The following is a 25,167-nucleotide window of genomic DNA, read 5'->3' on the forward strand; positions in this document are numbered from 1 at the left end:
TGGTTCTAAGCGCGGTCGGCCGGTTATCCTGATAAACCCGGTTCACGTCATCGGGCTAGCCATGTGGCCATGGCGTTGCCGATCCCGATTGTAACATCAACTGCCATCGAACCCGGGCTGGTTATCACCGTCGACGCGCAATCGTTCATCGCCAGCCTCGGCGCGCCGCGCCTTTCGGTTTCGGAAGAGCAACCTTGCAATCATCGAAATCGTTAAGCTGCACGTCGCGGGCCGCATCAAGGCAGAGACGAGTTCCAAACCGGGCTCCCCCTGATATCATCAAGTATGGCGCGCCGGTTTCCACTTGGCGGCATCGGGACCGCTTCAACATAGCGCCGCTTCTACTAACGCCACTCGCGCAACGGCAGCAGAGCATTCGCCGCCGAGACATTCCCGCAATATCCCCTTGACTATGGATAGCTTTGATCCGTCTTCAATCGGCCATTCCAAGAGAATCGAGGCGTCATACCCCGAATAGATGCCTCGCATCTAAAGCCCGGTTGCCGCGTTAAGACGTCACTATCCGAAAAGGCTTGTGGACTTCCATATTTCTAGTTTGAGAATTAATTGCGATGTACCGCTATGTATCGTTGAAATGCTTAGCTTGGGGGAGTCAAATGCCATTCTACGTTGGCTACGCTAGTAGCGTGCCTCGCGTATCCGTATGGGAGGTACGAGAGGACAGGATTTTTAAGATACACGAGACTCCTGAAGTCGGAAAAGCAATTCCGGACGGACTGAACGGCGAGCAGTTCTTACGCGAACTGTTTCCCAAGTTGACGATCGAGAAGTATAATTTAGCTGGAAAGTTCTTTCCCCGCATGACCCGCCCGACAATCGGATTTGAGGGCGGGCATTGGAACTATCCCGGTTACGAGGCGAGCCAACTCGACATTGCATCAAGCATGATACAGTTGGAAGCTCTTTATTCGCATCTTCTGGACATATGTCGTGTGGTGCACCCTCAGCAAGAAAACGTCGGTGCCTTCGGCCATGAAATACGAAACTTGCTCATACTAGCGTCCACCGAGTTCGAGGCCCAATGCAAAGGGGTGCTGAACGCAAACGAAGCCAGACCCAATTCTAATAGAAGGGATTTTAATATCATTGACTATCAGGCCGTCGCCGAGGTCATGCGGTTAGAGGAATACGGCGCTGCCCTCACTGCTTTTCCTTGGTGGGGCGAGATAAGACCTTTCGATGCTTGGAAGACCGATAGGTGCCTTAAATGGTACCAAGACTACAATGCGGTGAAACACGACCGGGAAAGAGAGTTTAAACGCGCAACGCTTGGCGCTGTCATCTCGGCCGTTGCCGCCTGCGCAATTATACTTGACGCACAGTACGGCGACTCGCGCAACCGGTTCGTGCCCGCGATGGCGCAAGCATTCTCGCTCCGTCGCCCGGATTGGCCTGCTGCCGAAAGATACGCTCCCACCGTTGTCCTAGATGGTAAGGGTTCGTATCTGCTCCAACCAATGGGAGTGACTCGGTACGAGTTTTGACTGGTTTTAGCATTGGCCTTGCTGTTCCCAATGCGCTCGGGGCCACCGTTGCGCAGACCGTCAATGAAATCCGCCAAATGACGTTCAAGGTCGACATGTCGGAGACGGTGCGGCAGCACTTTTTGTAAATTCGCGCGCGGCACGAATGCGCAGTTTGCCTGAATCAAGACCGCTAAGCTCTTCGTAGTCAGGGTGGCCTTGGAGAAGCGATACCAATGACTCGCGTGGATAGCTGGAAAATATCTCGAGAAAGCGGTCATAGATTCCAAAAACGTCATCACGGTAGTCGCGGAAGGGTCCTTCAGGTTTTCCAAAGACGGCAGCACCATAAACAGCGGCCGCCCTCGCCTCTTCAGTAGTCAGCGGAACTTGCAACATGACCCGTTCTTCGCCGACAGCATTCTTGACTATGACCATCGCGGCGTTGCCGAGCGGCGCCACAATATCCTCGATTTTCCCTTCGGCAGCCGATCCATCTGCCCTGCGGTATCGTAGGGTTTTACCAATTCTCAATGTCTCGGCGGTTTCACCAATGCCAGGGGGCGTCCCATCAAACGTGGAGGGAACCGCCTCAACCTCAAGGAAGCACTGGTAGACCCAGATCATGTCCCGATGATTGTCTCTCCGTTCCATGGCCTCCTCTAACGAAACAAAGTCCTCTGTGCGGAAATCGTCAATCCTAAATCCCTCAAGAACCATCATGCGCTGAATCGTAAGATCCTCTTCGTCAGCAAAATGGGTATGGTTGGTTACGAAGACGTATGCCGGAACACTCAGTCCGTTCGCTTTTTTTCCGACTGTTATTGACTCGGCTTCACGGATGTATCCTTGGATAAGAGCCTGAAGCTCCAATTGTTCCCCACTTGGAATTTCACTTCCTATTGACAGTTCGAACCAGTAAACAGCATGGAGCAGGTTCTTTGCTGACGCGTCATAAATCTTATCGCGAAGCCAGCTGCGAAGCTCCCTTTTAAAGGCATCGCTCTTCAAATCGTAAGCGTTCTTCCAAGCGTTTTTTCGTTTCGCTTCCACCGCGTACGTTCGGCCGGAACTCATAGTGGCCCAAAACTCCGGCGCCTTATCTGATTTTGCCACGGCGTCCTTGATTTTTGCTCCGGCCAACGCGAACGCCGCTGCAACGAGTGTTTCGTATGCCGCCGGAAAAAAATGACTTGGTTGTCGCAATCGGCTTATTAGGCTTTTCGGGAGCTGATCATTATGCTCCATCAGATAAAGCGCATACGCGAACTGGAAGAAGCTGCTGACGTATCCGATGGGGCGGGGCGCCCCCATTGTATCATGCAATTTCTGATAGTCGTTCATTTTGCGCAACCATCGGAAGAGTGGATGGTCTAGTCCGGCCTTTTGCGCATCGTGGCCCCATTTAAGGCCCATAACAACCTTCAGATTGTGTAACAGAAAGTCTGCGAAAAATCTCCAGTGTGGTGATGCTACCATTCTATTGCCAACGGCAACCAATCGTTGGCCCTGAAATTCGACAGAGATTATGGGCCTCCCATGCCCCTGCTGCTTCTTGCGAATGATTTCCTGCGCCTCACGTTGCCGAAGCATCGCGGCGATCTCGTCCTTTATATCGGGGTCTGGCGCTGCTTGTCGGACCCGCCCATGGCAGTGTTTGTACTTTTTACCACTACCACACGGGCAAGGAGCGCTTCTGGGGATTTTTGTTGTCCGTGGTCCCCCTTGCTTCATGACCTGACGTTCTCCCAGAATCAGCAAATTGAGATATTTTACCAAAACGGTTACGCGCTCAAGGCAGCCGAAGAGGAGAACTCGACGCCAGCCCTAAAGCGGGTATTCCAGTCCAGCGAAGTTGATTAAAGCGCGCCGCCAAGCAGCGTCCCGCAATGCTTCGCGGCGGCCACATTTCCCGTTGATGCAGTTCGGCGATGACGACCATGGTTTCAGCCGATGGCGCCCGCCTTGCGCTGCGGCGGGAAACGCGGAAAATGCCGCATGGTTGATACCGATATTCCGACGCGTTCGGCATGCCTTCCTACCCTTGATCCGTACCCACATCCCTACCCCTTTGGCGGCGTCTTCTGCTTTCAAAACGTTCTGGACCGTTGCCACGCTAAAACCGACGCTCTTTGCTATTGAACGGAAACTTTCGCCGTCAGACCGGCGCGCATGAATGTCCCTGGCGATCGCATCCGTGACCGCCTTCGGCCGTCCACCTGTACGCCCTTTCGCCCTGGCACTGCCCTCCATTTGACGCTCGTGCCGGATCGCGCTTAAATTCAGCAATGAGCGCAAGAATGCCCATGACCAGCTTGCCTGTGCGGCTTGCCGTATCAACGGCCGCATTGTCCAGAACCTTGAACGCCACGCCCTTCGATTCCAGCGTGGTCGCGATCGCGTAGAGATTAGCCGTCGAACGCGCCAGGCGATCAAGTTTCGTCACCTGCAGCGTGTCACCCTCGCGCACGTAGTCCAGGCACTTTTGCAGCTCTTCGCCCTCGCAATCGACGCCGGAGCGCTTTCCTGAAAGATTTTGGTCGCGCCGGCGGCTTTTCAGCCGTTCCACCTTTCCCGCGTGATTGTACGTTTGTGGAGTTCGCCTTTGCGCCCCAACAGTGGACGTTAGCCATTGACTTGATTGGGTGACCGTGTTGGGGCCGGAAGCCGTCGGTCCCTTATCGGGGCGGCTCGGCGAATAGCCGCCATTCGGCAAGCGACCTCAAGTAGGTCATTCCACTATCTGTTGGACTCCCCGAAAGCTGCCGCTGGAGAGCGGACGAATAGTCGATACTAGATTGGGTACACTCTCGAACACTGTCTGAGGCGTTGCATTCGGATATTATTTCCGTCCCGCGCTAGTCGCAGCAAGATTCAGCCAGGCTGGCTGGTTCTCCCTGATAGTGCTGCCCCATGTTGGCCGCCAACGCCAACAGTATTGTGCTGTCGCCGCACTTGCGGACCCTCTGCAACCCGACCAGCGTCGGGCAAGTGCTGACCTCATACACAAAGGGGTCAAAAGTTCAACGCCCATTGACACCTTTCGCGCTCACAGTAATCGGTCTCCTCGAAACGGAGCCGAAGCGTCGGCCTTCCTCGACGCGTCTGCTTGGTGAAAAGCCCTGCTTTTTCAGCAAGCGTATCAGCTCTTTAGAAAACAAAGTGACAGCGCCCGGCGGCCGCATTCCCGACGGTGCATTCATGACGGCCGGTACACCTACTTGGGTCTGGGTCACGTGTCATTTAAGAATTCAGGTTATTGCCGTTCCAATCTCAAACAAGTGCCGGATCCTCTTCACCAAACCCGGGACCGCATGAATGCCTGCAATCTCGTCACTGTTACCGAACAGATGCTTCTCCGCTTCGGCGCGCCGCGATAGAATAAGACTGAGTTCTTCCACCAGGCTTGGTCGATCGTGCAGCAGCGGAGCCAAGGTAGACTTGGCGATCTCGTAAACAACGGTGTAGGCAAGGGCGCGTACGGAACCGGTCTCTCCAGCTCCAGTCAGGAGGCTGGCTTCGCCGAAATAATCCCCAGGCGCGAGCCTGTTCAATTCGAGCTGCCGACGTTCTTCCTTGCGGGTAACGACCAGAACACCCGTCCGAACTATCACCAATGATTTCATCTCGCAGCCCTGTTCGGCGACAACCTCGTCTTTGTGGAAGGTCCGACGCGACATGGCGTTGGCTAGAACTTCCTTTTCGTCCTCGGTGAGTGTTTTGAAGAGTGGCATCGCATCGAGTAGCCGCATTTGTGTTGAGCGCATAGTGGACAGCGTGTCCGTCTTGGCTGGCAGGGAGCCATGCTCGCCTACAGCTGATGCCAACGGTAGACCGGCCGCCAGACTGTGCCGATAGATCAGATCGAATATTTCATTCTGCGCTTCTCCGGCCCTGGCGATGTCAGTCACGCGAAAGAACAATTCCACCTCGACGGCCGAACCATCGAGCGATTTGATCTGAATACCGGGCTCGGGGGAATTCAATATCGTGGTGGAGCTCAAGTGAACCGAGCGCATGAGATCTGCAATAGCCGAGGGCCTGGTGGTGGGCGAAAAACGCACGGTGATACTCACGCCGTGGCTCCGGTCAGGGCTGCTGATATTGATCAACCTTGCCTTTGCAAGGTCGCTGTTTGGCAGGATCACGAGGTCGTTTTTATTGTTGAGAAGATGTGTTGCACGCCAATTGGTTTCGACAACCCTGCCCTCGGTGCCATCGCCAAGCACAATCAGATCACCGATGACGTACGGCCTTCCAAGATTAAGGGCGATGCCCGAAAAGACATCGCTCAATGTACTTTGCAGGGCAAGGCCAAGAATGATGGCAAGTACGCCGGATGTGGCGATAAGCGTGCCGACGGGAAGGCTGAAGACATTGGCGACGACGGAGAGAACCGCTCCCAGATAGATAATGCCGACGACGAGATCCTGTATCAGCCGCCCTTCGCGTGGGCGCCGTTCAAAGATCAGGAACACACGGGCGAATCCAACGAGCGCCCAGGCAGCGTTGATCCACCAGATAACCTTTGCGATTCCAATGAATATTTTCTGGACGCCGGAGGCCGTGGGCGGGCCTGCCTGATATGGCACTATATCATGGTAAAGCAGCAGCACAGTCAAAACCACAAAAAACGTAACCTGAAAGATCAGGTGCCATGTCGGGTTGTTGCGTAGCGCCACCCGCGAGACAAATGCACCCGCAGCCGCAAGTGTCCCGGCCTGAATAGTAGGATCGGTGATCACGTCGGAGAGCGTCATTCTGAAAAGCACGCTAGAACGCTTCCGCTCCACCTACAAGCGTCCTTCTCGCGAAGCGGTGGCTCGCTGCAGCCAAGCGGCCACCCCTGGATCCAGTTCTTAAAACCGGAGCGCGGATCATGCATCCTGTCGATTGTAGAGTTTTTAGCACCAATCGAATTCAACAACAAAACAGCCATTATCGGCATTTTCAAAGAAAAAGTTTCTGAGCGGGGCTTTTGCAGGGACGAGAGATTTTTGAGATTGTTTGACTTTAAAAGCGCGTCGGTGGCGATTTTCGCCGCCGAGCAGTTTCCACCTTGGTTCATTTCGCACTTGCTAAGTTGGGATCGGCGAAGCGGCCAGCGCAGACGTGCCTCCCACATTTCGCACCAAGAAAGAATGGATCTGCGCGATGACGGCCGCGCCTTCACCGACGGCGGCCGCGACCCGCTTTGTGGAGCCGGCCCGTGCGTCTCCAATGGCAAAGATGCCAGGGCAACTCGTTTCCAGCGGCAGTCGCTCCCGATGGCCGATACCATCTCCCGTGAGAACGAAGCCCTTTCCGTCGATCGCGACACAGCCGTCAAGCCAGCTGGTATTAGGATCGGCGCCGATAAACAGGAAGAGATGGCGCGAAGCACACTCCTCGGTCTCGCCGGTTCGGACGTCACGGAAGGTGGCGCCGGTCAAACCTGTCTCTCGGTCGCCATGCAAGCCCACAATCTCCCTGCCCACATGGAGTTCGACATTGGCCAATACCGCGAGCCGGTCGATCAGATACTGGGACATAGTCTGCTCGAGTGGTCGCCGGACCACGAGATGCAGGTGCCTGACCTGTGGTGCGAGGTAAGCAACGGCCTGGCCGGCCGAGTTCCCGCCGCCGACGAGAGTGACTTCCTCTCCGGCGCAGAGGCGGGCCTCGATCGGCGATGCCCAGTAGGAGACGCCGGCTCCCTCCAGCTCTTCGATATTGGTGACATCAGGCCGTCGGTAGCGCGCTCCTGACGCGATCACGATGGAACGCGCCCGTGCGGTACACCCATTGCTGAGCTCGAGAGAGAAAGGAGCTTCCGACTCAGGTCCATGACAGCACAGCTTTCCGACGGTCAGTGGGATCGCAAGCTCGGCACCGAACTTCGTCGCTTGATTGAAGGCCCGGCCCGCAAGAGCCTGTCCGGAGATACCAGTTGGGAAGCCGAGATAATTTTCGATCCGGGCGGATGCGCCCGCCTGGCCGCCGAAAGCGCGCGAATCGAGAACCAAAACAGACAGCCCCTCAGATGCCCCATAGACAGCCGTGGCCAGTCCAGCCGGTCCCGCTCCGACGACTGCCACGTCATAGACATTCTTCGGATCGAGATCCGGCACGACGCCCAGACAGGACGCAGCATCCGCGTCGCTCGGATTTCTGAGCAATGTGCCGTTTGGGCAGATCATCAACGGCAGATCTTCAGGTGCGATGCCGAGCCGTTCGACCAGCTCGCGCCCCTCGGCCTCGCATGCGGCGACGAGGGCGTGGGGATAGCCGTTGCGGGTGAGAAATCCAGACAACCTCACGATGTCGGGAGCATCCCGGCGTCCAACCAGAATCGACCCTGCACCGCCGGCCCGCCCTTCTTCGATCAGCGAGACGCGACGGAGGATGTAGGCGCGCATGATCGCCTCACCAACATCCGCCGACCCGATGACAAGCGCGCGAAGATGTGGGGCATCAAAGGGTATTGCAATTACGCCCTTCTCGCCCGCGACCACCGATGCCAGGGTTGCATGACCAGACAACTGGTTGGTCTCGCCGGTGAACTGGCCCGGACCGTAAGTGGCGATCACGGACGACCTGCCAGCCGCACCGCGCTGAATTGCATCGGCGGAGCCCTCTAGAATAAGCCAGGCAGGCACGTTGCGGGTTCCGATCTCATAGAGGATGTCGCCTGGGCCGAAGCGCCTCGGCTCGCCGCTCGCGAAGCGTCGAGCCATCCCGATTTGGAAAGTCGAAAGTGTTGGATATGCTTGTTCCCGCCGAGCATCGGTGATCGCCATTGTGTGAACTCCATATCGGACTATCCCGATGATCTCGTCAGTTTATCCTGTGCACTACAAAACCAAACAATTTCCGAGGGCTCTCTGTTCGCGGACGTTTCCACGCATCCCATAGCCGGGCGCCAAGGCGAAGACCGCGGTTTCACCGCTCCCCTTCGTTCGTGCAATGCAGGGTCACGGCAGCGCATTGACCGCGATAGGTATTCTCCAACATTCGTCCCTCCATTCGTAATGTTTGCGCGGATGGCTGCGATCCGCCCCAACATCCTACGCGCCCTCGTTGTTCAGGCGGATAGTCAAATTCGGCGACCAGTTATCGGCCAAACGGCAGAGTTCATCCCGGCATAGCCTCGAATTGCGGCGCCTCGAGCGGAACGGCCCAAGCGAGCCGGCGCTTGGTGAACATTTCAGCACAGCATGACGCCTTCGCGGTTGTCGAGGCCGCCGATCGTGACGAAGACCATGCCCGGATAGCTTTCCCCGTTGCTGGTGAACAGTCTTGCGCCGCAAGCGGGACAGAAATTACGGTCCAGCCCATTTCCCGAAGAAGCGGTGTAATGAAAAGCCTGGGGTTGACCGCTTAGGAGAGTGAAATCATCTTCAGCTACGCAGAGAAGTGTCATCGCTTCGCCACCCGATGCCCTTTTGCAGTCGATACAATGGCAGACAGCGACAAAGTCGGAATTGATGTCGAACCCGAATCTCACGCGCCGCATGCGCATTGGCCGGTATGTTTGCTTACCATAGCAGTGTACCTCGATGCATTAGGATAACCCCGCTGATCCCCAGTAACACATAGCAATTATGCCTCCTTAGTTTGGACAGGGTTGCCCCGCGGCCCCCCAAAGAGCCATGTCTTTGACATGGTCCTCGAAGGTTCCAGGCGGCCTGCTGCGGCCTGCTCCCGGTTCCCAACTTCTTGGAATGAACCCACCCAATGATGCATCGTGCCGAAGATGGTCGAGCAAGCCCACATTATCGCGGCCTCCGTTCCGGGCCGGATCCTTTAGTTGTTTGCAAATCTCAGTACCACTCTGACCGTACCAAAGAAACTCCACGGGAGCGAGTTGCCAAGGAATGCCTGCACGCGGTGGCGCGGGAGCAGGGTCGTTCGGCTGAGTGGACGTCATATGGCATGCCGAACAGGCTATTTCTTCGGCTCCAATCCGGCTCAGGCCCGCATGAATGTTCATGCCATGAATTCGAGACTTCGTTTCACCGGCTGGAGTCCAAATCGGAATGCCGCGAATATCGACATGGCAATTGGCGCAGCGCGGATGGGTAACGACCGCTTCGATCCTTTTCCATGCCTCTAGACCGGCCGTCCTGCTGACGCTCCCCGGGGGAAGTACGTCTTTCGAACCTTCGCCCTTTGCGTAAACCATCACTGTAAGAGGTGTTACCGTGCAAACTGCGAGCGTAATGGCAATCAGAATTCTTGTCATATCCGCCCTCACTCAAACGAAATCGATGAACTTGTTGAAGGGCATTTCGCGGATGCGCTTGCCTGTCGCAGCGAATATGGCATTTGCGAGTGCGGGTGCTGCAGGTGGTACCGGCGGCTCACCAATGCCTCTGACCGTGTAATCGTTTTCCAGGCCACGAACCTCGATCACCGGACACTGATACATGCGCATAGCCTCGTGGTGGTTGTAGTTGGTCTGTTGGACAGCCCCCTTGCTATAGGTGAGCTCGCAGTTCATTGCATGACCAAGGCCCCAGATGACACCGCCTTGGACAAGATTCTCAAAATTGATGGGATCAATTACCTTACCGACGTCAGCCGCAACCCAGACCTTGTCGATTTTGATGCCCGAGTCTGTCATAGTCACTTCAACGATCTCAGCCACCGCTGTGCCAAACGACTCGACAAACGCCACACCACGGCCTTTTCCGTTCCCGAGTGGTCCCTGCCAGTCGGCCATTTCTCCGACGGTTTCCAGAAGCTTTCGGTAGATCGGGATCTTGCAAAACTGGATGCGCGCCAAGAGCGGATCAAGCCGTGCAGCGTGGATGAGTTCGTCAAGGAAACTCTCGGTAAAGAAGCCGTTCGCCGAAGCCCCGACCGACCGCCAAGTGGTGGAAGGGGATAGTCCCTTTACCTCGAAGCTCGTCGCACGATAATTTGGAATATCGTAGTATACATTCCATATGCCAACCGCCAGTTGAGCATCAGGGTCTTTGGGCGGCGAGCCCATCCTTCCAAGCAATTCTTTGAATGGAGGGGTTGCTGCAACCTGAACGTCAGCGGCGATTATCTTGCCGTCATGGACACTACCCCTATATCTCCCCATCGCAATCTGGCGCGGAATATCCTGCCGGAAATCCTCCTCACGCGAGAAGACGAGCTTTACAGGAGTTCCGCGTAGCTGGTTCGCGATCTCGGCGAGCACTCTGATGTTTTCGAATTCAAGACGGTGTCCGAAGCTTCCACCTGACCACTCGTTATGAAAGGTGATCTGCTCGGGCTTCATGTCGATCGCTTTTGCTGCAATATATTGCACTGACTGCGGAGTTTGATGACCAGCCCAGATTTCCATTCCGCTGTCGGTAACGATGCCTATACCGTTGAGTGGTTCCAGTGGTTGATGTCCGACATATGGGGCGCGATATTCTGCCTCCACGAGCGTGCCCTCTTTCAATCCAGCGTCTAAATCGCCATCATTGCGCCACTCTTTGCCGAGGAATTCCGCAGTAAAGGAAGAGCCCACGATATTCCAGTGCTCAGCTTGCTCGGCGGGGTATTTGGACGGCTCCCATAGGCAATCGACAAGCTCGGCCGCCTTCATGGCATACCAGCTGTTTGTCGCGATCACGGCAATGCCGTTCGAGATCTTGATTATCTTCTGGACGCCCGGCATCGATTGAGCTTTGCTTGCGTCATACGACTTTATGGGCTGACCCTTGTTGGGGTTCAGTTTGACGGCTGCGTAAACCATTCCGTCGATCTCGCGATCGATGCCAAATTTCAATTCGCCGGTAACTTTGGAGCGTATATCAAGCCGTTCCATAGGCTTGCCAATCAGTCGCCATTGTGACGGGTCACGAAGCTTGACGTCCATCACCGGAGGAATGTTTGCCGCGTCTGTAGACAGCTCGATGTAGGAGATTTTCTTTCCATCCGGAAGGATCACGTTGCCAGCCTCGGTTCGTAATTCGGCAACGGCGAATCCGCTTCGCTTGGCTGCGGCCGCTTTCAGCGTTTCTCGCGCAACTGCGCCTGCTGCGCGCAGTTTTTCGTAGGTATCTGGTATGGTACTGGAGCCCCCTGTCATCTGCAGGCCCGACTGCCTCAACCATTCCAGCGCAGCCGCTCGTGCCTTCTCTGCTTCCGGGCTTTGGTCAGGCGCCATGAATGGAGCAAGTTCATGAGCGAACCCGGTATTAAAATAGGCGGGGCTAGGTGCGGCAAAACGAATCTCAAACTGACCCGGCTCGAGGTCTAACTCCTCCGCGATCATGAGCGGTTGGATAGAACCGACGCCTTGGCCGATGTCCGCATGCTGGGCAATGAGCGTAATTCTTTGCGGACTGATCTCCACCCACGGATTGAATGTGACCGAATCCGGCCCGAGACCTGATGCCAACGGATTTTTGGCAGTAGGGGCAGAAGGCGCCTGTTGGGCCCGACCATACGAACCGAAAGCGACACCGCCGGCGACAGCTGCAGAGCCGAAAACGAAGGCTCGGCGGGAAAGACCTGGTATCTCGCCCATATCATCTGCCTCCTATCTTTTCGGCGGCTGCATGGATGGCGACGCGAATACGCTCATAGGTGCCACATCTGCAGAGATTGCCCGACATGACTTCATTGATATCCTCATCTGATGGATTGGGAATCATCTCCAGGAGCGAGATCGCTTGGATAATCTGGCCGGTCTGACAGTAGCCGCACTGGGGTACCTGATGTTCGATCCAGGCCTCCTGCACCGGGTGAAGCTTGCCATTGCCGACGGCTTCGATCGTGGTAATCGCCTTGCCTGCGACGTCATCCATGCGCGCTTGGCATGAGCGCACGGCTATTCCGTCAATCTGTACCGTGCAGGCGCCGCACTGGGCTATTCCACAACCGTACTTCGGACTTGTGATGGCAAGCTCGTCGCGCAAAACCCAGAGCAATGGCATCTCGGGAACCACGTCGACTTGGTGCCTAACGCCATTTACCGTGATATCAAACATCGCAAGCCTTTCCAAATTTGCCAGGACTCAGCTATTGCATGCGACCGTACCCGCGGCTTCCGAAGCTGCAAAGGACAGTTGACCAGAATTTACTTCTTTTAACCGGCGGTTGAGCATCCCAACGGTCAGGGGTCCGTCTTCGATTGGATATTGGCCGTTCGACAGGTTTCATTGAAGGCGGAGCTCGCGCCAGGGGGCACCCACGCATGATGTCTGGAAGCGGCGGTCGGTCGAATAGCGATGCGCTCCGCTTTCATTACCGATGTTTCGTTCAGGCGTTGCTTGAATTGAGTGCCGCGATCGCAGCCTCAGTGACCGAAATATCTTGTTCGACCGATCCGGCGCTCGCGCCCACCGCACCAATGATTTCACGCCGATGCGCACCGGAGCGCCACCACCGAAGATAATGACCCGTCCGCCATTGCTATGCTCGATACCAAAGAGTGGCGCGCCGGGCTGCGCCAGTTCGCTGAGATAGGCGGTGGTTTTATCGAATAAACGGGCCGTCACTGCCTTGCCGATGGCGAGATCGATGCTTCCGATCAGCGCACCGTCCTGCCGGCTGAATGCAACGAGCGCCCCGCCCGCATCGACGACGGCGATATTGTAGGCAATGCCAATGCTGGCAGCTTTTGCCTCGCCTGCCTCGATTATATGCTTCGCGTCTGAAAGCGTGAGGGTGTTGAACTTGCGTGGCATCGTATGCGGCCTTTCTTTGATCGAGCTTCCCACTGAGCAGGGGTGGATGCGGCACAGTCGTTCAGGGGTCGCGTCTTCGAAGATCTAGCGTTTATTCAGATCGATGGGCACTTCGGTCGAATTAATCGAAAGCCGGTATGCTAGCGTCTATGTTGAAAGTACGACTACCACCACAGTCACCGCCTGCGTGGTAAAAAGAGGTAAAATCCAATACTGATTACTTAGTTTACCGCTATCAATGATGTCATGGTTTGGCCAGGACGGTCTACATTTACAACCAAGGGCCGACATCACCGGCCCCACGACGCGCACTCCTGCCTGCCACGTCCGACGGTTCTATACGCGAGCGGATAAAGAGGTTAAATTGTCCCCACGCCAGAGCAAACTAAGCTGAGCCTGGGGGACATCCGGTCAGATGCTGAGGCGCAGTACGAAACGGCGCGTTGATCACGGAGTCAATCGTGGGTGCATGAAACGATCCGGCAAGATAGACGGTAAGACATATTGCTTCGGCGACTATCGGTTCATTCCGGACCGGCAATTGTTGATGTTTGATGACAAACCGATGAGGGTAGGAGCCCGAGCTCTCGATCTGCTCCACTTGCTGCTCATCCATGCGGGAGAGGTCGTCACCAAGAACCAGCTGATGAGCTTCGTCTGGCCGGACACCTTCGTCCATGAAAGCAATCTGAAGGTCAACATCGCCGCATTGCGCCGTGCTCTTCAGCGAGAAGCGTCAGGACTGTCGTGCATTGCCACGGTAAGCGGGCGCGGCTATCGCTTCGTCGCCCCGCTGCGTATCTATGGAGGAGATCATTCGCCGCCGGCTTTCGATGCCAAGGCGCCAGCGAGAGAATTGTCGAACATCGCGCCCATTATAGGACGCGATCAAGTTATCGCGGCGCTCGAAGCCAAGCTTCCGACGGAAAAATTCGTGACTGTTGTCGGCCCGGCCGGAGTCGGCAAGACGACCGTCGCATTGGCCGCAGCGACACGCATTCTGAAACGTTATGGCGATGGTGTTTGCTTCGTCGATCTCGCCACCATCGGCGACCCACAGCTTGTGGACACGACGATTGCGGCTTCGCTGGGCGTCAGCGGCAAATGGACCAATGTGCTTGCCGGCATCGTCGAAACATTGCGGGATCGCGAAATACTGGTTGTGCTCGACAATTGCGAGCATGTTCTTAGCACGGCCTGCGCCATCGCTGAGCATTTGAGGCTGGCAGCTCCCGGCGTTCACATCCTCGCGACGAGCCGGGAACCGCTCCACTCGCGGTCCGAGAGCGTCTATCGCTTGTCACCACTAGCTTATCCGGAAGAGGAAGAGATCAACAATCGAAAGGATGCCTTGGCCTTTGCTGCCGTGGAGCTCTTCGTCAGAACGGCACACGAGGCGTGTGGCTACCAATTATATGACATGGACGCGCCTGCGGTTTCGGCCATTTGCCGAAGACTCGAGGGCATTCCGCTTGCCATCGAGCTTGCGGCATCGAGGCTGGTGACTATGGATCTGGCAACCCTACTCGGTCTTCTGGAACGCAGCTTCGAGCCTCTCAATGCAGGAGCACGCGATACTTCAGCCCGCCACCAGACGCTGCTTGCGACCATGGATTGGAGCTACCAACTTCTCGCCCGGGATGAGGCCCGGCTCCTGCGGTTGCTTTCGGTTTTTTCGGCAAGCTTCTTTCTATCCGACGTCATCGGCGTCGCCGGTCGCATCGGCGGCAGGATCGAGGAGATAGCGGCGTGCATTGAAAGCCTCGCCGCGAAATCACTCCTGTCGGTCGTGTACGATGCGGGCGTGCCGCGCTATCGCCTGCTCGACAGTACTCGCAGCTTTGCGGCCGAGCGGCTAAACAAGAGTGGAGAAGCCGTCGACGCTCAATCCAGCCATGCGCGCCATCTTCTACAACTGTTCGAGCAAGCCGAGGCGGATTGGCAATGGCAACCGAGGAATGAATGGACCGCCTGCTACGAACCGCGAGCGAACGACTTGCGGAAGGCGATCGACTGGACCTTAGGCGACGGTGCCGATCCCGAGGTCGGTGTGCGTCTTACCAGCGCGGCAATCTCGCTTTGGGACGAGTTGTCGACCGTAGCGGAAAGTCGCCGGCGCGTGGAACGGGCACTGGAATCGGTTGAAGCGCTGTCTCGGTGCGACCCCGCCGTCAAAATGAAACTGATAGCGTCCTACGCCTCGGGCCTCAATTTCTCCGATCATTTAGGCCCCGAAGCCGATGCGGCGTGGATGGAGGCCAACCAATTGGCCCGCGAGATCGGCAATGTCGACTACCAGCTGCGTACATTGTGGGGACTTGGTATCCTGCAAAGCTTCACCGGACGGCACCGGCAAGCAATTGCGACTCTCAAGCAGTTCGCCCAACTCGCCGAACGGGAAAATGAACAGGCGGTGGTAGCGGAGGGCGAGCGCGTAAGGTCAACGGCCGCCTTTTACTGCGGCGACGTCCGGCTTGCGTGCGATGACCTGAAAAGGCTCTTGCGCGAGCATGCGATCACCGCGAAACGATCGGCCGTCACCCGATTCCAGATGGACCGGTTCGTGTCGATCCGGGTGGCGTTTGCGACGGCGGCCTGGGTGTGTGGCGATCGAAGCGAGGCGACGACGGCACTGCAGGAGGCGCTCGATCACAGCCTTGCGCTCGATCACTTGGTTTCGCATTCCAACGCCCTTGCACAGGCGGCGCTGCCTATCGCGCTGTGGTCCGGCGAGAGCGAAACTGCGCGCCGACATGTTGCGATGCTAGCGCGCAACCTTAGCTTGCGCGATATCGCCATCTGGCGACCCGTTTGTAAATTCTACGAGGGCGCCGTGAGGAGCATGGACGGCGAGGGCGGAGGCGTTGACATGATGCGACTTGCGATAGGCCAACTCATTTCCAACATTTTCCTCGTCCGGGTGCCTCTATATCTCGCCATGCTCGCGGAAGCCGCATTGCGTCATAAACGTATCGCGCTCGCCCGTGACAGCTTGAGCGCTGCCTTCGACCGTGCCGACCGCCAAGGCGAATACTGGTCACAGCCGGAACTGCATCGGGTGCACGGACTGGTGCAGTGGCGGGATGGCGACTTGTCGGGCGCGTCGGAAACGCTGCTGCTGGCCACAGAGACTGCAAGAGAAAGCGGTGCGCTTTTCTTCCAGCTTCGGGCCTCGACGGCTCTGGCGCAACTTTGGGCCGAAACCGATCGCCTCGTGGCGGCAGCCGACCTGCTGTCGCCCATCTGCGCCGAGTTCGATAACGTGCCGGCCTGTGCGAACATAGCGAAGGCGCGTCACCTGCTCGAGACACTTAGGCGATAGTACACAGCCCGGTCGATCGTAGGTCTTAACAGCCATTCTTGTTCGCTACTAGTGCGGGCTCGAGCACAATGGCGTTGCGGTCGGCAAGGTCGTGGATTTTCGACAGATAGTTCTTGAAATGCGGCGTCTCGTGGTGAGCCTCCACCGCTGCATTGTTGAGATAGAGCTCGTCCAGAACATATTGGTCGGCTTTCGTCTGGTCCCGCCAGATGTCCCATCGTAGATTACCCTGCTCGGCCCTGCAGTGGGGCGCCATGCTGAAGAGCAACGCCTCAAGCTCTCCCGCTTTCCCAGGTCTTGCAAGCAATGTCCCCACAATCTTGATGTGAGCCATGATCAGGATCTCCCAGTCGGCTATTTCGTACGGCCGGCAGTTTCAATGAAGGCTGCAACCTCGCGCGGATGGGAGAGCATCACGGCATGGCTGCTATCAATCTCCATGGTTGTAGCGCCGGCCCGTTTCGCGAATGCCCGCTGGAAGGTAGGCGGAATCATCGAGTCTTTGGTGGTTACCATAAAATGCGACGGCTTGGCCTTCCACGCGACCTTGGTGATTTTTGTCTGCACTGCTTCTAGCCCCCACGGCACCTGCGAGGCGGCCATGAATCGCGTGATCGAAGCATCGACATCGGCGGCGAAAGCACCCGGGAATTTTGACGGGTCCACGAGCAGGTAACCGTCGTGGGGCGGCAGCAGCGGCGCGGCCGATTCTCCCGTCGGCGGCTTCTGTTCCGCAAGCGATGCCACCGACTCCCCTGAGTCTGGCGCAAAAGCAGCGATATAAACCAGACCTCGTACCTTGGGATTGTCACCGGCCTCCGTGATGACCATTCCGCCATAGGAGTGGCCGACGAGGATCACCGGATGTCTTGCCGCGGCAATCACCTGATGCGTGGCCGCAACATCGCCATTGAGGCTGATCGTCGGGTTCTGGACGACCAGCACCTCGTATCCTTCTTTAGTCAGTATGTCGAAGACCGCTTTCCAGCCGGAGCCGTCGACGAACGCGCCATGCACAAGAACAATCGACACAGGCTTTTCGCCCGACTGCGCCAACGCGGCTGCAGGAGCGATCAAGGACAACAGGAGGACTAAAGCAATGCGCACCATAAAACCAGCTCCATTTGATTGAGGGATGTACACGGCGAGACACTACGCCCCATATGCTTCACAACGCCGGACTGGCGCGATCGAGTGCTTCGATGAGCTTTGCCGCGATCGGATGATCAGAGCGAGGATTCTGGCCCGTGATAAGTTCACGATCCACGATCACGTAGGGTTCGAAGTCTGGGCCGGTTGTCGCCTTGGCGCCAGCTAAGTCCAGGGTTTCGGGCATATAGAAATAAAGCTTGCCATGCAGGATGTTATCCTCAATGGGTTTTTCCTCGCTTCCCGAATACACCGTCATTTTGTAGCCTGCATATTGCCATCCGTTGGCAAGTTCTGCCGCCTTGACCTGGTCACCCAGGATCAGCGCCGCGCGAAATTCCTTCGCCTGAGGCATTGCGGAGATCGAGACGATCGGGCCGTGACAGAGCAAGGCGGTGGGCTTTCCGGCCGCGTGGAAATGCCGAAGGATCTCTCCCGCGTCGGGATCCTGCATCAGATCGACGACGGGTCCTTGGCCTCCTGGCGCGAACACGCCGGCATACCTATCCAGCCCCTCCTCGATCACAGATCGCAGGGTGCGGCCCGTGTTCATTGAGGGATCGTTGGCGAAGAACTCTTTGCCGCGAAGATACGCCTCCTCGTCGCCGTCGAAATGCTGGACTGCGTCCGATGCCGGGTCAATGAAAGGCTTGGCCCCAGAGGGAGTGGCAAGCAGAACTTCATAGCCTGCACCGACAAGCGCCAACATAGGCACCACTGTTTCATTTAGATATTGTCCCGTAGGCCCGGTGCCGGCTCCCTGAATTTCGATGCGTGTGGCGTTTGAGCCCATCACCAGCACTTTTCCTTTGCTCATAAACCCGCCTCCTGATGTTTCACGGCGGAGGGCGGAGTGAAGCCAGCCATCCGGACTGTAGGCATGATAGCGCGGCGCTTCCCTGCTGGCTGGTTAAAAGAGGTTAAAACCCACACGGGCCCTGACGGCCAAAATTGATCCGGCGATCTAGGCGAATGCCTGGATCTTTCGGTTCGGATAGGGCCCCAGGAGAAGAATCGTTGCCGCGCCAGCCACAAGCAGCAGCGCACAGGCCTTGAGTAATCCCGAATAGGTACCCGTACTGTCGAACGCGTAGCCGAACAGGCTGGGACCTACAAAAGCGCCCACCACAAAAATTCCGTACAACGTGGCGTAGGTCGTGGCATAGCTTCGCATACCGAGATATCGGGCAACCAGATAGGCCATCAGGTCGAATTCCACCCCAGAAGTTAGGCCAAGCAATATTATAGCGATGCACGCCATGGGAAAGTCCACCTGGCCTAGCGAAAGGATGAGGCAGGAGACTGCGCCGAACGTCAATATGACCGTACCGACTGCCGGTGCCCAAAAGCGATCAACCAGAATGCCGCCCAACAGTCGGCCCACCACGGCCGCTATTCCGACGAGCGAGGCGAGTTGGACGATTTCGCTGGGCGAGAGGCTCAGCGAGCGAAGTATGTTTTCGATGTTGGGCAATGGCGCGGCGATGGCGAGTGACATCGGCACAAAAACGATCGCCAAGATCCAAAAATAGCGTGACTGGAAGGCCTCACGAGCGCTCATGCCATCCGACACCTCGTTCATCGCCAACTCGGTGCTGGCATTCTTACTTGGCAGCCTAGCAAAGCCCCAGAGGACCATTGGGCACGCGATAAATATGGGCAGTGCCCCGATCACCAAGATAGCGACACGCCATCCACCAGTTTCGATCAACAGTTGTGCCAGCGGTTTCACCACGAAGGCGAACAGGCCCGCGCCAGATAGCACGATGCCAAGGGCAAGACCTCGGCGTTCTTCGAACGCATTATTCATCGCCCGCGTGAAGACGACGGGGGTCGCTCCCAACCCGAAGATCGCGATAGCCAGCCACGACAGATAGTATTGTTCGATAGAGCCGTTCGATGCCGCGAGCGTCATGTAGCTCAGGCCCAGGCACGGTAGCGAGATCGACGCCACCAGTCGCGCACCAAACCTGTCGATCAACGTCGCGAAAAATGGACCGACGATCAGAATTGCACCGGCCAACAGCGACAGACCGCCAAAAATGATCGCGAAGGACCAGCCGAATTCTTCCACGAAGATCGGCGCAAAGACGCCGATCGTGTAGAACGGAATGGCGGGCATGCCCAAAGCCGTTCCGAGTAAGCCGGCCAGCACCAGCCGCCATCCGTTCCTGAACTCGTTGAAGTCTGTTCCTTTCAACGGGCACTTCCTGTTTTTCGAAAGTTCGGCGATCGCATCGTTGGGCAAGACACTAAGCGCAATGTATCCCTGTCTGCAACCCATGCGAGGTTTGTGACAATCTCGAAAACGGCGAAATATGTCGGATGAATGCGGCCAACCGTGAATGTGCTGTCCCTTTGAATGTCAGCTTTCAGGATGCGGCCGCTACCGGGTCAATGACTTGAACGAAGGCGCGAAGCGGCCTTTAATGCACTGCCAATGAACTGGCTCGTCTATGCCACCGACATGCGAGTAAACGGTGGGCCCCTTTTTGCTTTGTGGGCGGCCGTTTGGGGAAAGCCGGGGGTGGGGTCGCTGCCTTCCCCTTAAGCGCTGCGACCGCAAGACGGGGTTTTGCTATACCGGCCTTGCGCATCATGGTCGTGGCAAGGACGATCGCCTCCCCGATGGCCGGTCGCGTGATCTGGTCGACGGCCTGGCGCAACGAGACGTGCGAGGTAACGCGCGACATCCATTGACCGTCGAGCACGTTCATCTCGCTGAAATAGCTGTGATGACCGAGGAGATGGGCGAACATCTTGTGTTCGTCAGGGAATTTCCAGCCGCCATCGTACATGGCCCGCTTGTTCAGGGGAGCAAAGGTTACCGCATCGACCTCGCCTGCCAGGGCGAAGTCGATCGCACGGGCAAGCGTGTCTCCGGTCAATCGGCCGGATTCGGCGCTTGCTACGCCGGGCTCATAGAGCGAGGGATCGGTGTTGCCGAGGTCGATCAGCGGCACGGCGCTATCGGACCAGTCGACGGAAGCCGGAGACTGGTAGCTTCGATATGCAAACGATACGCCGGCCTGCCGTTTTCCGAGATCGAGGGTGCGAGCGTCGCCCACGACAACGATGCGGGCCACATCGGCCATGCGCTGGTCATGCAGGATGCGGGCGGTGCAGCGTTTGTACTCCGCCATTGCTTAGGGGGAGAATATTTCGAGGCCCACACCCTTCTTGTTGAGTTTGTAATCGATGTAATAGGCGAGATCGGCGGTCAGCAGTTTTTCGGGAAAGGGCGCCTTCTGCGCCATGAAAAACCAATGATAGGCCTCGATACCCCACCCCACGTCACATTTGTCAGCGCATGATGGGTTGGCACGATATCGAGGGCGGCCAGGCGCTCGATACGAGCGGGATAGTCCAGGCCCATTCGAAAAGCGACACGAGCGCCGCGGTCGTGACCGGCCACCTGAAACCTGTCAAACCCGAGCTTCGACATGATTTCCGCTAGCCCTACTTACTTACCAACTTGGGCTGCTCCCTTTCAAGCATGCGCGAGACGGCAGTTCCCGTGAAACGGGTTCCCGCGCTAGATAGATAACCAGCCTCGGCCAGTGCATCTGCGATATCGGCGAGTGTTCTACGCCTGCCGTTGACGGGGTAGCGGTGTAGCCTCTTCGCCAGCGCAATCATCTTGGCGCCGCCTTCGACCTCGGCATAGTTTTTTCGGCCGCCAACCTTCCTCCCGGTTTCCCTTCGCTTGCGCTCGCGCGCGCCACGCAACTTTTCGACCAGCATGGCCTTTTCGAACTCCGAGACTGCGCCGAGCACCTGGCGGATCAGCGTAGCGGTTGGCGTATCGGAAACGAAGCTATCGGGACTGTCTGCTGCGATCAGCTCGATGCCGCGAGCCTTCAGCATCGCATAACCGGTTTCCTGCACGATGAGGTCGCGGGCAAATCGGGAGGCATTCTCGACCAGGATCGTTCGCACGCCATTCGACATCAGCCGCTCCAGCATAATCGAGAAGCCCGGCCGCGCTGTCACCGGATCCGCGCCGCTGATGGCCGTGTCGTAATAGCTATTTACGATCTTACAGCCTGCTGCCTGAGCGTAGGCATCGATGGCATCGCGCTGCCGTTTTTCGCTGTCCTTGTCCTGGCCAACGTTGGCCGAACTGGAGGTGCGGAGATAGGCAACAACCTTCACTGTCCCTTTGTTATTCAACAAATATATCCTGATTTCTGTATCATTTCCTTCAGCAAATGATACAACAATACCCAAGCTGCCGCTAGCAGAAAGGGCCACAAATCAATGGAGGGTGGGGTTCTCCAATTCGGCTTCCGCAATGCGCCATGCTAATTCGAGTGCATACTCGGCAGCAGCCGCGTCGCCATGTTTCCGTGCCTCGGCGGCTATTGTGCTCAGGTCGGAGATTAACCCAGCGCGCGTGACGGGATTGGCACGTGTCGATGCTTTACGGTTCATCATCGAGGTAGACCACACCAGAGAGCCATGTTGGAGTTTCCACCATAGCGTGCCGTTCGGCAATAGTTTCCTCGACAGCACGGGCCTTGGGGTGTTTCGGCGCCCGAATCTGTTTGAGGGGCTTTGGGTTACTGCTGGGCCCGGGTAGCCCGAGCGGCGTGGAAAACTGCTGCCGCCACTCCTCTTCGGTCAGTTCCAGGACCTTCGTCGGTAGCGGCGCTGGCCTATGCATAACTTCTAACTGCCTCGGAGCCTCGAGGCCGAGGAGCTTCGCTTGAGCGTTGATCGCGGCGACGACAGCGGATGGGCTGTTGCATTTCCTTGCGAAAACAATGGCTTCGTCGAGGTCTGCGACCAGCGAAGCAACGGTTTTTTCGGTGCGTTTCGCTGCGCGGCCCTTCAATTCAATCAACCTCGTTTTCACCTTGCCATTTCTTACCAGCCGGGCCGCATGCGCGTCGGCGGCATTTCGACCTTTCGAACGATAGCCGGCCCGCGTGTAGGCCTCATATTGTGAGAGGCCTCGCGCAAGGTTTCGGCAGAAGGCTTCCTGTCGGGCGGTCAACATAGTGGTATTACAATACCGCAAGAGACCACAGCCTGCCACCACAAGAAAGTGAGCGATGCGCTCTATGGGATGACGACATGACGACATGACGCTCACTCCATCCACTCTCCCTATTTATCATCTTCTCTTCCTCTGACTTCTTCTTGAGATGTAGGCATAGTAGTCGTCATACAGTCATGCCGTCATGCCGTTCGAGCCGCCAAAGGACACCGCTTTGCGTTCGGTCGCCGCGCCGAAAAACCCGGCCGCTGAGTATCCGGTTTTGATGAGAGCGCAACCACTCCCCAAGCCTTTGAACGCTAAGGATGCTGCCGTTGCGTTCCTTGGCTATGGCTATAAGGGCGTCGTGCAAATCGGTTCGCAGTAGATGGTTCGTTGTGTCTTTTTCGTTAGCGAGCGCAACGACGCCGGAAGCCGTTACCTCGTGGTCCTCGAAGGTGGCATGCCATGCGTCCATGACTTGGCCGAACCGTTCGCGGTCAGGGTCATTTTCGCGCAAAGCGCTGATCGTCTTGACTGGGTCGGCGAAGCCAAGGCCAACGATTGTCGAGCGAACGACGTTCGACCACTCATCAAACCCAGCGAGTGGCGGCTTTATCGGTTTTAGATCAGACAAGAGAAAGCCACGACAGGCGACGAGCGCGGCCGCGATATACTTGCCCCTGTCGGCGGCGATCATCGTTAGCGGACTGCTTTCGAAGCTCCGCTCGTAGGCGTTTTCGATACCGGGATTGAGTTGGCACGTGACGGTGCGGCGGATAACGTCGCCGATTATCCTAAGATTGTTTCCGGTCACGAAAATTACCGCATGCGGTTCGATCTGGACTGCCTTGGAATGTCCGAGTAGCCGGATGGCCATACGCGGTTGGTCGATTGCGGCGCAAAGAAAATCGCCCCTGACAGCGCTCGATACGTTGTCAATCAACACGATCGGCAGGCCGTCAATCAACGCGGTCCCGAGTCGCTTTTCCAACTCAGCCTCGTCTTTCCCCGTGGTGATGATCGAGGCGCGATGGCCGGTGGCAAGCATGCTGCAGCAGTGGGCAAGGTAGCTTTTGCCGCTCCCCATATCCGGGGCTGTGATTGCATGCATCGGCACCCGGCCGAGCGCCGGCCGAAGAACCGGTGTTATCAGTGCGGAGAGGCCTACGGAGAAATCCTCCGGCCCCACGAGTGGAAATTCTCGCAATACATCGGCAAGCCGGTCCAGAGCGGCTTTCGCTTCGTCGAGGCTTGGTCTGTCGGGTATGGTTGGCATGGGCGGCGGGTCGAGCAGATAGAGTTTGGTCTCGGGATCGTAGCCCTTCATGGCAAGCAGGGACGCATCGGACCGCAGCGACGGCGCCATAATGATGCCGCGCACCGGCGGGAACAGCCACCGGCCGGCCCGATCGAGGATGCCTTCGGCGACCTCCGCCGGTGGTTTCGCCGGGACAAAGTCCTTTGTCCGTGCGTCAAACCGCTCGAAGTCTGCTGCCTCGTCCATCGCCATGCGCAGGTAGGCTGTCGAGATTGGCAGAAATCGCCCTGAGCGTGTCTTGCCATTATCGGCGATATAGGGCCGAACGAGCAGCGTATCACGGGAGTAAATTTCGAGGCCGGCGGCCACCAGTGCCGCTTCAGTCGCCTCGGCCGTCTTGGCTATGTTCGCGCCGAGCCGGATCGTTGGCCGGCTAGTTATTGTGTTGGTGGCTGTGGTGCGCGCTTGCGTGTCGGGTTTTAAGCCGAGCCAATCTCCTAGTAGGTCTGCGACCGGGCCGCCAAAAACCTTTCGCAGCGTCGGAAGTCCCAGCGTTTTAGCACCTCGCAGGAAGGCGTCGGCCGCGTCCTCGCCGGTTCGCTTGCGATCCTTAACGTCTGGATCGCCGGCGGCGCGACAAACCGCCTCAATGAAGATACCTGCCTCAGGTGTTGTGAAGCCCGCGCGTGCAAGGCAACCGCCAACCACCAGTGCGGCGTTGTGCATGCCGGTTTCTTGCGGCCAATGCTTCGCCAACAAGGAGGCCGCTGCAAGCCGTTTTGTCTTAGTAAGCAGTTCTACACCGCTGACTACGGCCGGATCATGCAATCCGCCATTGGACCAGCGGATCGCCTCACCGCTTTCGTGGATACTCGGTGGCAGCACAGTTTGTGCGCCAGCGACGCCGCCGATTCTGACTTCAAGTAAGGTTGCCTGCTTCAGATCGACTTCATCGGGATCGCTGAGTTTGATGGTGGCAACCTTAATCTGCGGGTCACCAGCGAGGTCAGAGATGTACAACCAATGGCTGTCCATTGCGCCTGGGCGACCGAAAAGCGCATCCGTTGGCGGCAGGAAATAGGGTGCGCAGGCGCGCGCCTCCGGCCGGTCGAGATCGATGTCGACGAGCCCAGCGCTCTTGGCGCCGAGGATCACACCGACGTTGACGTCAGGCCGATTGAAGAAGCGGGCGGCGTTACCCGGGTTGATGACGGTCGTCTGCCATTTCGAGAGGGCGGGCTTCTTGCTTCGCGGTTGAACAGGGATCGGAGCCCAGCCGCGAGAAATGTAGTCAAGAGCGACTTGCAGCATGG

General features: G+C 57.3%; 20 protein-coding genes and 2 pseudogenes. 4 read left to right on the forward strand and 18 right to left on the reverse strand.

What is annotated here, in order from left to right:
* The first annotated feature begins 617 nt into the window (after nucleotides 1–617).
* Nucleotides 618–1,505, forward strand: a complete 888-nt coding sequence (locus tag BR48_RS25420; protein ID WP_155810814.1) for a hypothetical protein — start codon at nucleotides 618–620, stop codon at nucleotides 1,503–1,505.
* Nucleotides 1,506–1,589: 84 nt separating this feature from the next.
* Here the strand turns inward: BR48_RS25420 and BR48_RS0105440 are convergent, their stop codons facing one another.
* Nucleotides 1,590–2,828, reverse strand: coding sequence for a hypothetical protein (locus BR48_RS0105440; protein ID WP_245273347.1), 1,239 nt, complete (start codon nucleotides 2,826–2,828; stop codon nucleotides 1,590–1,592).
* Between the two features lie 195 nt (nucleotides 2,829–3,023).
* Here BR48_RS0105440 and BR48_RS26595 point away from each other — a divergent pair, with 195 nt between their 5' ends.
* Entirely contained in the window at nucleotides 3,024–3,347 is a 324-nt protein-coding gene (locus BR48_RS26595; RefSeq protein ID WP_051614582.1) for a hypothetical protein, read from the forward strand.
* Nucleotides 3,348–3,642: 295 nt separating this feature from the next.
* Here BR48_RS26595 and BR48_RS26600 read toward each other — a convergent pair whose 3' ends face one another.
* From BR48_RS26600 to BR48_RS23885, 8 genes and pseudogenes are all read right to left on the reverse strand, one after another.
* A complete protein-coding gene (locus BR48_RS26600) occupies nucleotides 3,643–4,053 on the reverse strand; it encodes a recombinase family protein (protein WP_051614584.1) in 411 nt (136 codons plus the stop codon).
* A 682-nt stretch (nucleotides 4,054–4,735) separates the two neighbouring features.
* Nucleotides 4,736–6,256 carry a mechanosensitive ion channel family protein gene (locus tag BR48_RS0105450; protein WP_027230375.1) on the reverse strand — a complete coding sequence of 507 codons (1,521 nt, stop codon included), beginning with the start codon at nucleotides 6,254–6,256 and terminating at the stop codon, nucleotides 4,736–4,738.
* A complete protein-coding gene (locus BR48_RS26135; protein WP_139217658.1) occupies nucleotides 6,241–6,552 on the reverse strand; it encodes a hypothetical protein in 312 nt (103 codons plus the stop codon). Before BR48_RS26135 ends, BR48_RS0105450 begins: the two co-directional genes overlap by 16 nt.
* Nucleotides 6,553–6,562: 10 nt before the next feature.
* Nucleotides 6,563–8,263, reverse strand: a complete 1,701-nt coding sequence (locus tag BR48_RS23875; RefSeq protein WP_051614586.1) for an FAD-dependent oxidoreductase — start codon at nucleotides 8,261–8,263, stop codon at nucleotides 6,563–6,565.
* 334 nt (nucleotides 8,264–8,597) lie between these two features.
* Nucleotides 8,598–9,008: pseudogene (locus tag BR48_RS23880) on the reverse strand (GFA family protein).
* Between the two features lie 712 nt (nucleotides 9,009–9,720).
* Nucleotides 9,721–11,979: a molybdopterin cofactor-binding domain-containing protein gene (locus tag BR48_RS0105470; RefSeq protein WP_027230377.1), complete on the reverse strand. Its 2,259-nt coding sequence runs from the start codon at nucleotides 11,977–11,979 to the stop codon at nucleotides 9,721–9,723.
* 1 nt (nucleotide 11,980) lies between these two features.
* Entirely contained in the window at nucleotides 11,981–12,442 is a 462-nt protein-coding gene (locus BR48_RS0105475; RefSeq protein WP_027230378.1) for a (2Fe-2S)-binding protein, read from the reverse strand.
* Nucleotides 12,443–12,713: 271 nt separating this feature from the next.
* A pseudogene (locus BR48_RS23885) lies at nucleotides 12,714–13,141 on the reverse strand (heme-binding protein).
* A gap of 469 nt (nucleotides 13,142–13,610) precedes the next feature.
* On the opposite strand from BR48_RS23885, the gene BR48_RS0105485 reads away from it, so the two are divergent.
* Nucleotides 13,611–16,463 carry a winged helix-turn-helix domain-containing protein gene (locus BR48_RS0105485; protein WP_027230379.1) on the forward strand — a complete coding sequence of 951 codons (2,853 nt, stop codon included), beginning with the start codon at nucleotides 13,611–13,613 and terminating at the stop codon, nucleotides 16,461–16,463.
* Between the two features lie 25 nt (nucleotides 16,464–16,488).
* On the opposite strand, the gene BR48_RS0105490 is transcribed toward BR48_RS0105485, so the two are convergent.
* The 6 genes from BR48_RS0105490 to BR48_RS26605 all read right to left on the reverse strand — a co-directional run bounded on the left by BR48_RS0105490 (nucleotide 16,489) and on the right by BR48_RS26605 (nucleotide 20,905).
* Nucleotides 16,489–16,797: a putative quinol monooxygenase gene (locus BR48_RS0105490; RefSeq protein WP_081815769.1), complete on the reverse strand. Its 309-nt coding sequence runs from the start codon at nucleotides 16,795–16,797 to the stop codon at nucleotides 16,489–16,491.
* Nucleotides 16,798–16,817: 20 nt separating this feature from the next.
* Entirely contained in the window at nucleotides 16,818–17,573 is a 756-nt protein-coding gene (locus BR48_RS0105495; RefSeq protein ID WP_027230381.1) for an alpha/beta hydrolase, read from the reverse strand.
* Nucleotides 17,574–17,631: 58 nt separating this feature from the next.
* Entirely contained in the window at nucleotides 17,632–18,429 is a 798-nt protein-coding gene (locus BR48_RS0105500; RefSeq protein ID WP_027230382.1) for a type 1 glutamine amidotransferase domain-containing protein, read from the reverse strand.
* 147 nt (nucleotides 18,430–18,576) lie between these two features.
* Nucleotides 18,577–19,812, reverse strand: a complete 1,236-nt coding sequence (locus tag BR48_RS0105505) for an MFS transporter (RefSeq protein ID WP_027230383.1) — start codon at nucleotides 19,810–19,812, stop codon at nucleotides 18,577–18,579.
* A gap of 226 nt (nucleotides 19,813–20,038) precedes the next feature.
* A complete protein-coding gene (locus BR48_RS23890) occupies nucleotides 20,039–20,755 on the reverse strand; it encodes a 4-hydroxythreonine-4-phosphate dehydrogenase PdxA (protein WP_051614591.1) in 717 nt (238 codons plus the stop codon).
* A gap of 3 nt (nucleotides 20,756–20,758) precedes the next feature.
* The gene (locus BR48_RS26605) at nucleotides 20,759–20,905 is read right to left on the reverse strand and encodes a hypothetical protein (protein ID WP_245273348.1); all 147 of its coding nucleotides are present in this window, start codon (nucleotides 20,903–20,905) and stop codon (nucleotides 20,759–20,761) included.
* 20 nt (nucleotides 20,906–20,925) lie between these two features.
* Between BR48_RS26605 and BR48_RS26610 the strand changes: the two genes are divergently transcribed.
* Nucleotides 20,926–21,069 carry a hypothetical protein gene (locus BR48_RS26610; protein WP_245273349.1) on the forward strand — a complete coding sequence of 48 codons (144 nt, stop codon included), beginning with the start codon at nucleotides 20,926–20,928 and terminating at the stop codon, nucleotides 21,067–21,069.
* 2 nt (nucleotides 21,070–21,071) lie between these two features.
* Here BR48_RS26610 and BR48_RS0105525 read toward each other — a convergent pair whose 3' ends face one another.
* The 3 genes from BR48_RS0105525 to BR48_RS0105535 form a co-directional block, all read right to left on the reverse strand.
* Nucleotides 21,072–21,842, reverse strand: a complete 771-nt coding sequence (locus BR48_RS0105525; RefSeq protein ID WP_348625677.1) for a recombinase family protein — start codon at nucleotides 21,840–21,842, stop codon at nucleotides 21,072–21,074.
* A gap of 193 nt (nucleotides 21,843–22,035) precedes the next feature.
* Nucleotides 22,036–22,701, reverse strand: a complete 666-nt coding sequence (locus tag BR48_RS23900; protein ID WP_245273379.1) for a terminase small subunit — start codon at nucleotides 22,699–22,701, stop codon at nucleotides 22,036–22,038.
* A 79-nt stretch (nucleotides 22,702–22,780) separates the two neighbouring features.
* Nucleotides 22,781–25,165 carry a bifunctional DNA primase/polymerase gene (locus tag BR48_RS0105535; RefSeq protein WP_027230385.1) on the reverse strand — a complete coding sequence of 795 codons (2,385 nt, stop codon included), beginning with the start codon at nucleotides 25,163–25,165 and terminating at the stop codon, nucleotides 22,781–22,783.
* Nucleotides 25,166–25,167 lie beyond the last annotated feature (2 nt).

Source organism: Phyllobacterium sp. UNC302MFCol5.2, assembly GCF_000686005.1.
GTDB classification, from domain to species: Bacteria; Pseudomonadota; Alphaproteobacteria; order Rhizobiales; family Rhizobiaceae; genus Phyllobacterium; species Phyllobacterium pellucidum.

Excerpts from the sequence above, each read along its gene's own strand:
- BR48_RS25420 (WP_155810814.1), top strand. The coding sequence starts at position 618 with ATGCCATTCTACGTTGGCTACGCTAGTAGCGTGCCTCGCGTATCCGTA.
- BR48_RS0105440 (WP_245273347.1), bottom strand. The coding sequence starts at position 2,828 with ATGAACGACTATCAGAAATTGCATGATACAATGGGGGCGCCCCGCCCC.
- BR48_RS26595 (WP_051614582.1), top strand. The coding sequence starts at position 3,024 with ATGCCCCTGCTGCTTCTTGCGAATGATTTCCTGCGCCTCACGTTGCCG.
- BR48_RS26135 (WP_139217658.1), bottom strand. The coding sequence starts at position 6,552 with ATGAACCAAGGTGGAAACTGCTCGGCGGCGAAAATCGCCACCGACGCG.
- BR48_RS23875 (WP_051614586.1), bottom strand. The coding sequence starts at position 8,263 with ATGGCGATCACCGATGCTCGGCGGGAACAAGCATATCCAACACTTTCG.
- BR48_RS0105470 (WP_027230377.1), bottom strand. The coding sequence starts at position 11,979 with ATGGGCGAGATACCAGGTCTTTCCCGCCGAGCCTTCGTTTTCGGCTCT.
- BR48_RS0105475 (WP_027230378.1), bottom strand. The coding sequence starts at position 12,442 with ATGTTTGATATCACGGTAAATGGCGTTAGGCACCAAGTCGACGTGGTT.
- BR48_RS0105485 (WP_027230379.1), top strand. The coding sequence starts at position 13,611 with ATGAAACGATCCGGCAAGATAGACGGTAAGACATATTGCTTCGGCGAC.
- BR48_RS0105490 (WP_081815769.1), bottom strand. The coding sequence starts at position 16,797 with ATGGCTCACATCAAGATTGTGGGGACATTGCTTGCAAGACCTGGGAAA.
- BR48_RS0105495 (WP_027230381.1), bottom strand. The coding sequence starts at position 17,573 with ATGGTGCGCATTGCTTTAGTCCTCCTGTTGTCCTTGATCGCTCCTGCA.
- BR48_RS0105500 (WP_027230382.1), bottom strand. The coding sequence starts at position 18,429 with ATGAGCAAAGGAAAAGTGCTGGTGATGGGCTCAAACGCCACACGCATC.
- BR48_RS23890 (WP_051614591.1), bottom strand. The coding sequence starts at position 20,755 with ATGGCGGAGTACAAACGCTGCACCGCCCGCATCCTGCATGACCAGCGC.
- BR48_RS26610 (WP_245273349.1), top strand. The coding sequence starts at position 20,926 with ATGGGTTGGCACGATATCGAGGGCGGCCAGGCGCTCGATACGAGCGGG.
- BR48_RS23900 (WP_245273379.1), bottom strand. The coding sequence starts at position 22,701 with ATGTCGTCATGTCGTCATCCCATAGAGCGCATCGCTCACTTTCTTGTG.
- BR48_RS0105535 (WP_027230385.1), bottom strand. The coding sequence starts at position 25,165 with ATGCTGCAAGTCGCTCTTGACTACATTTCTCGCGGCTGGGCTCCGATC.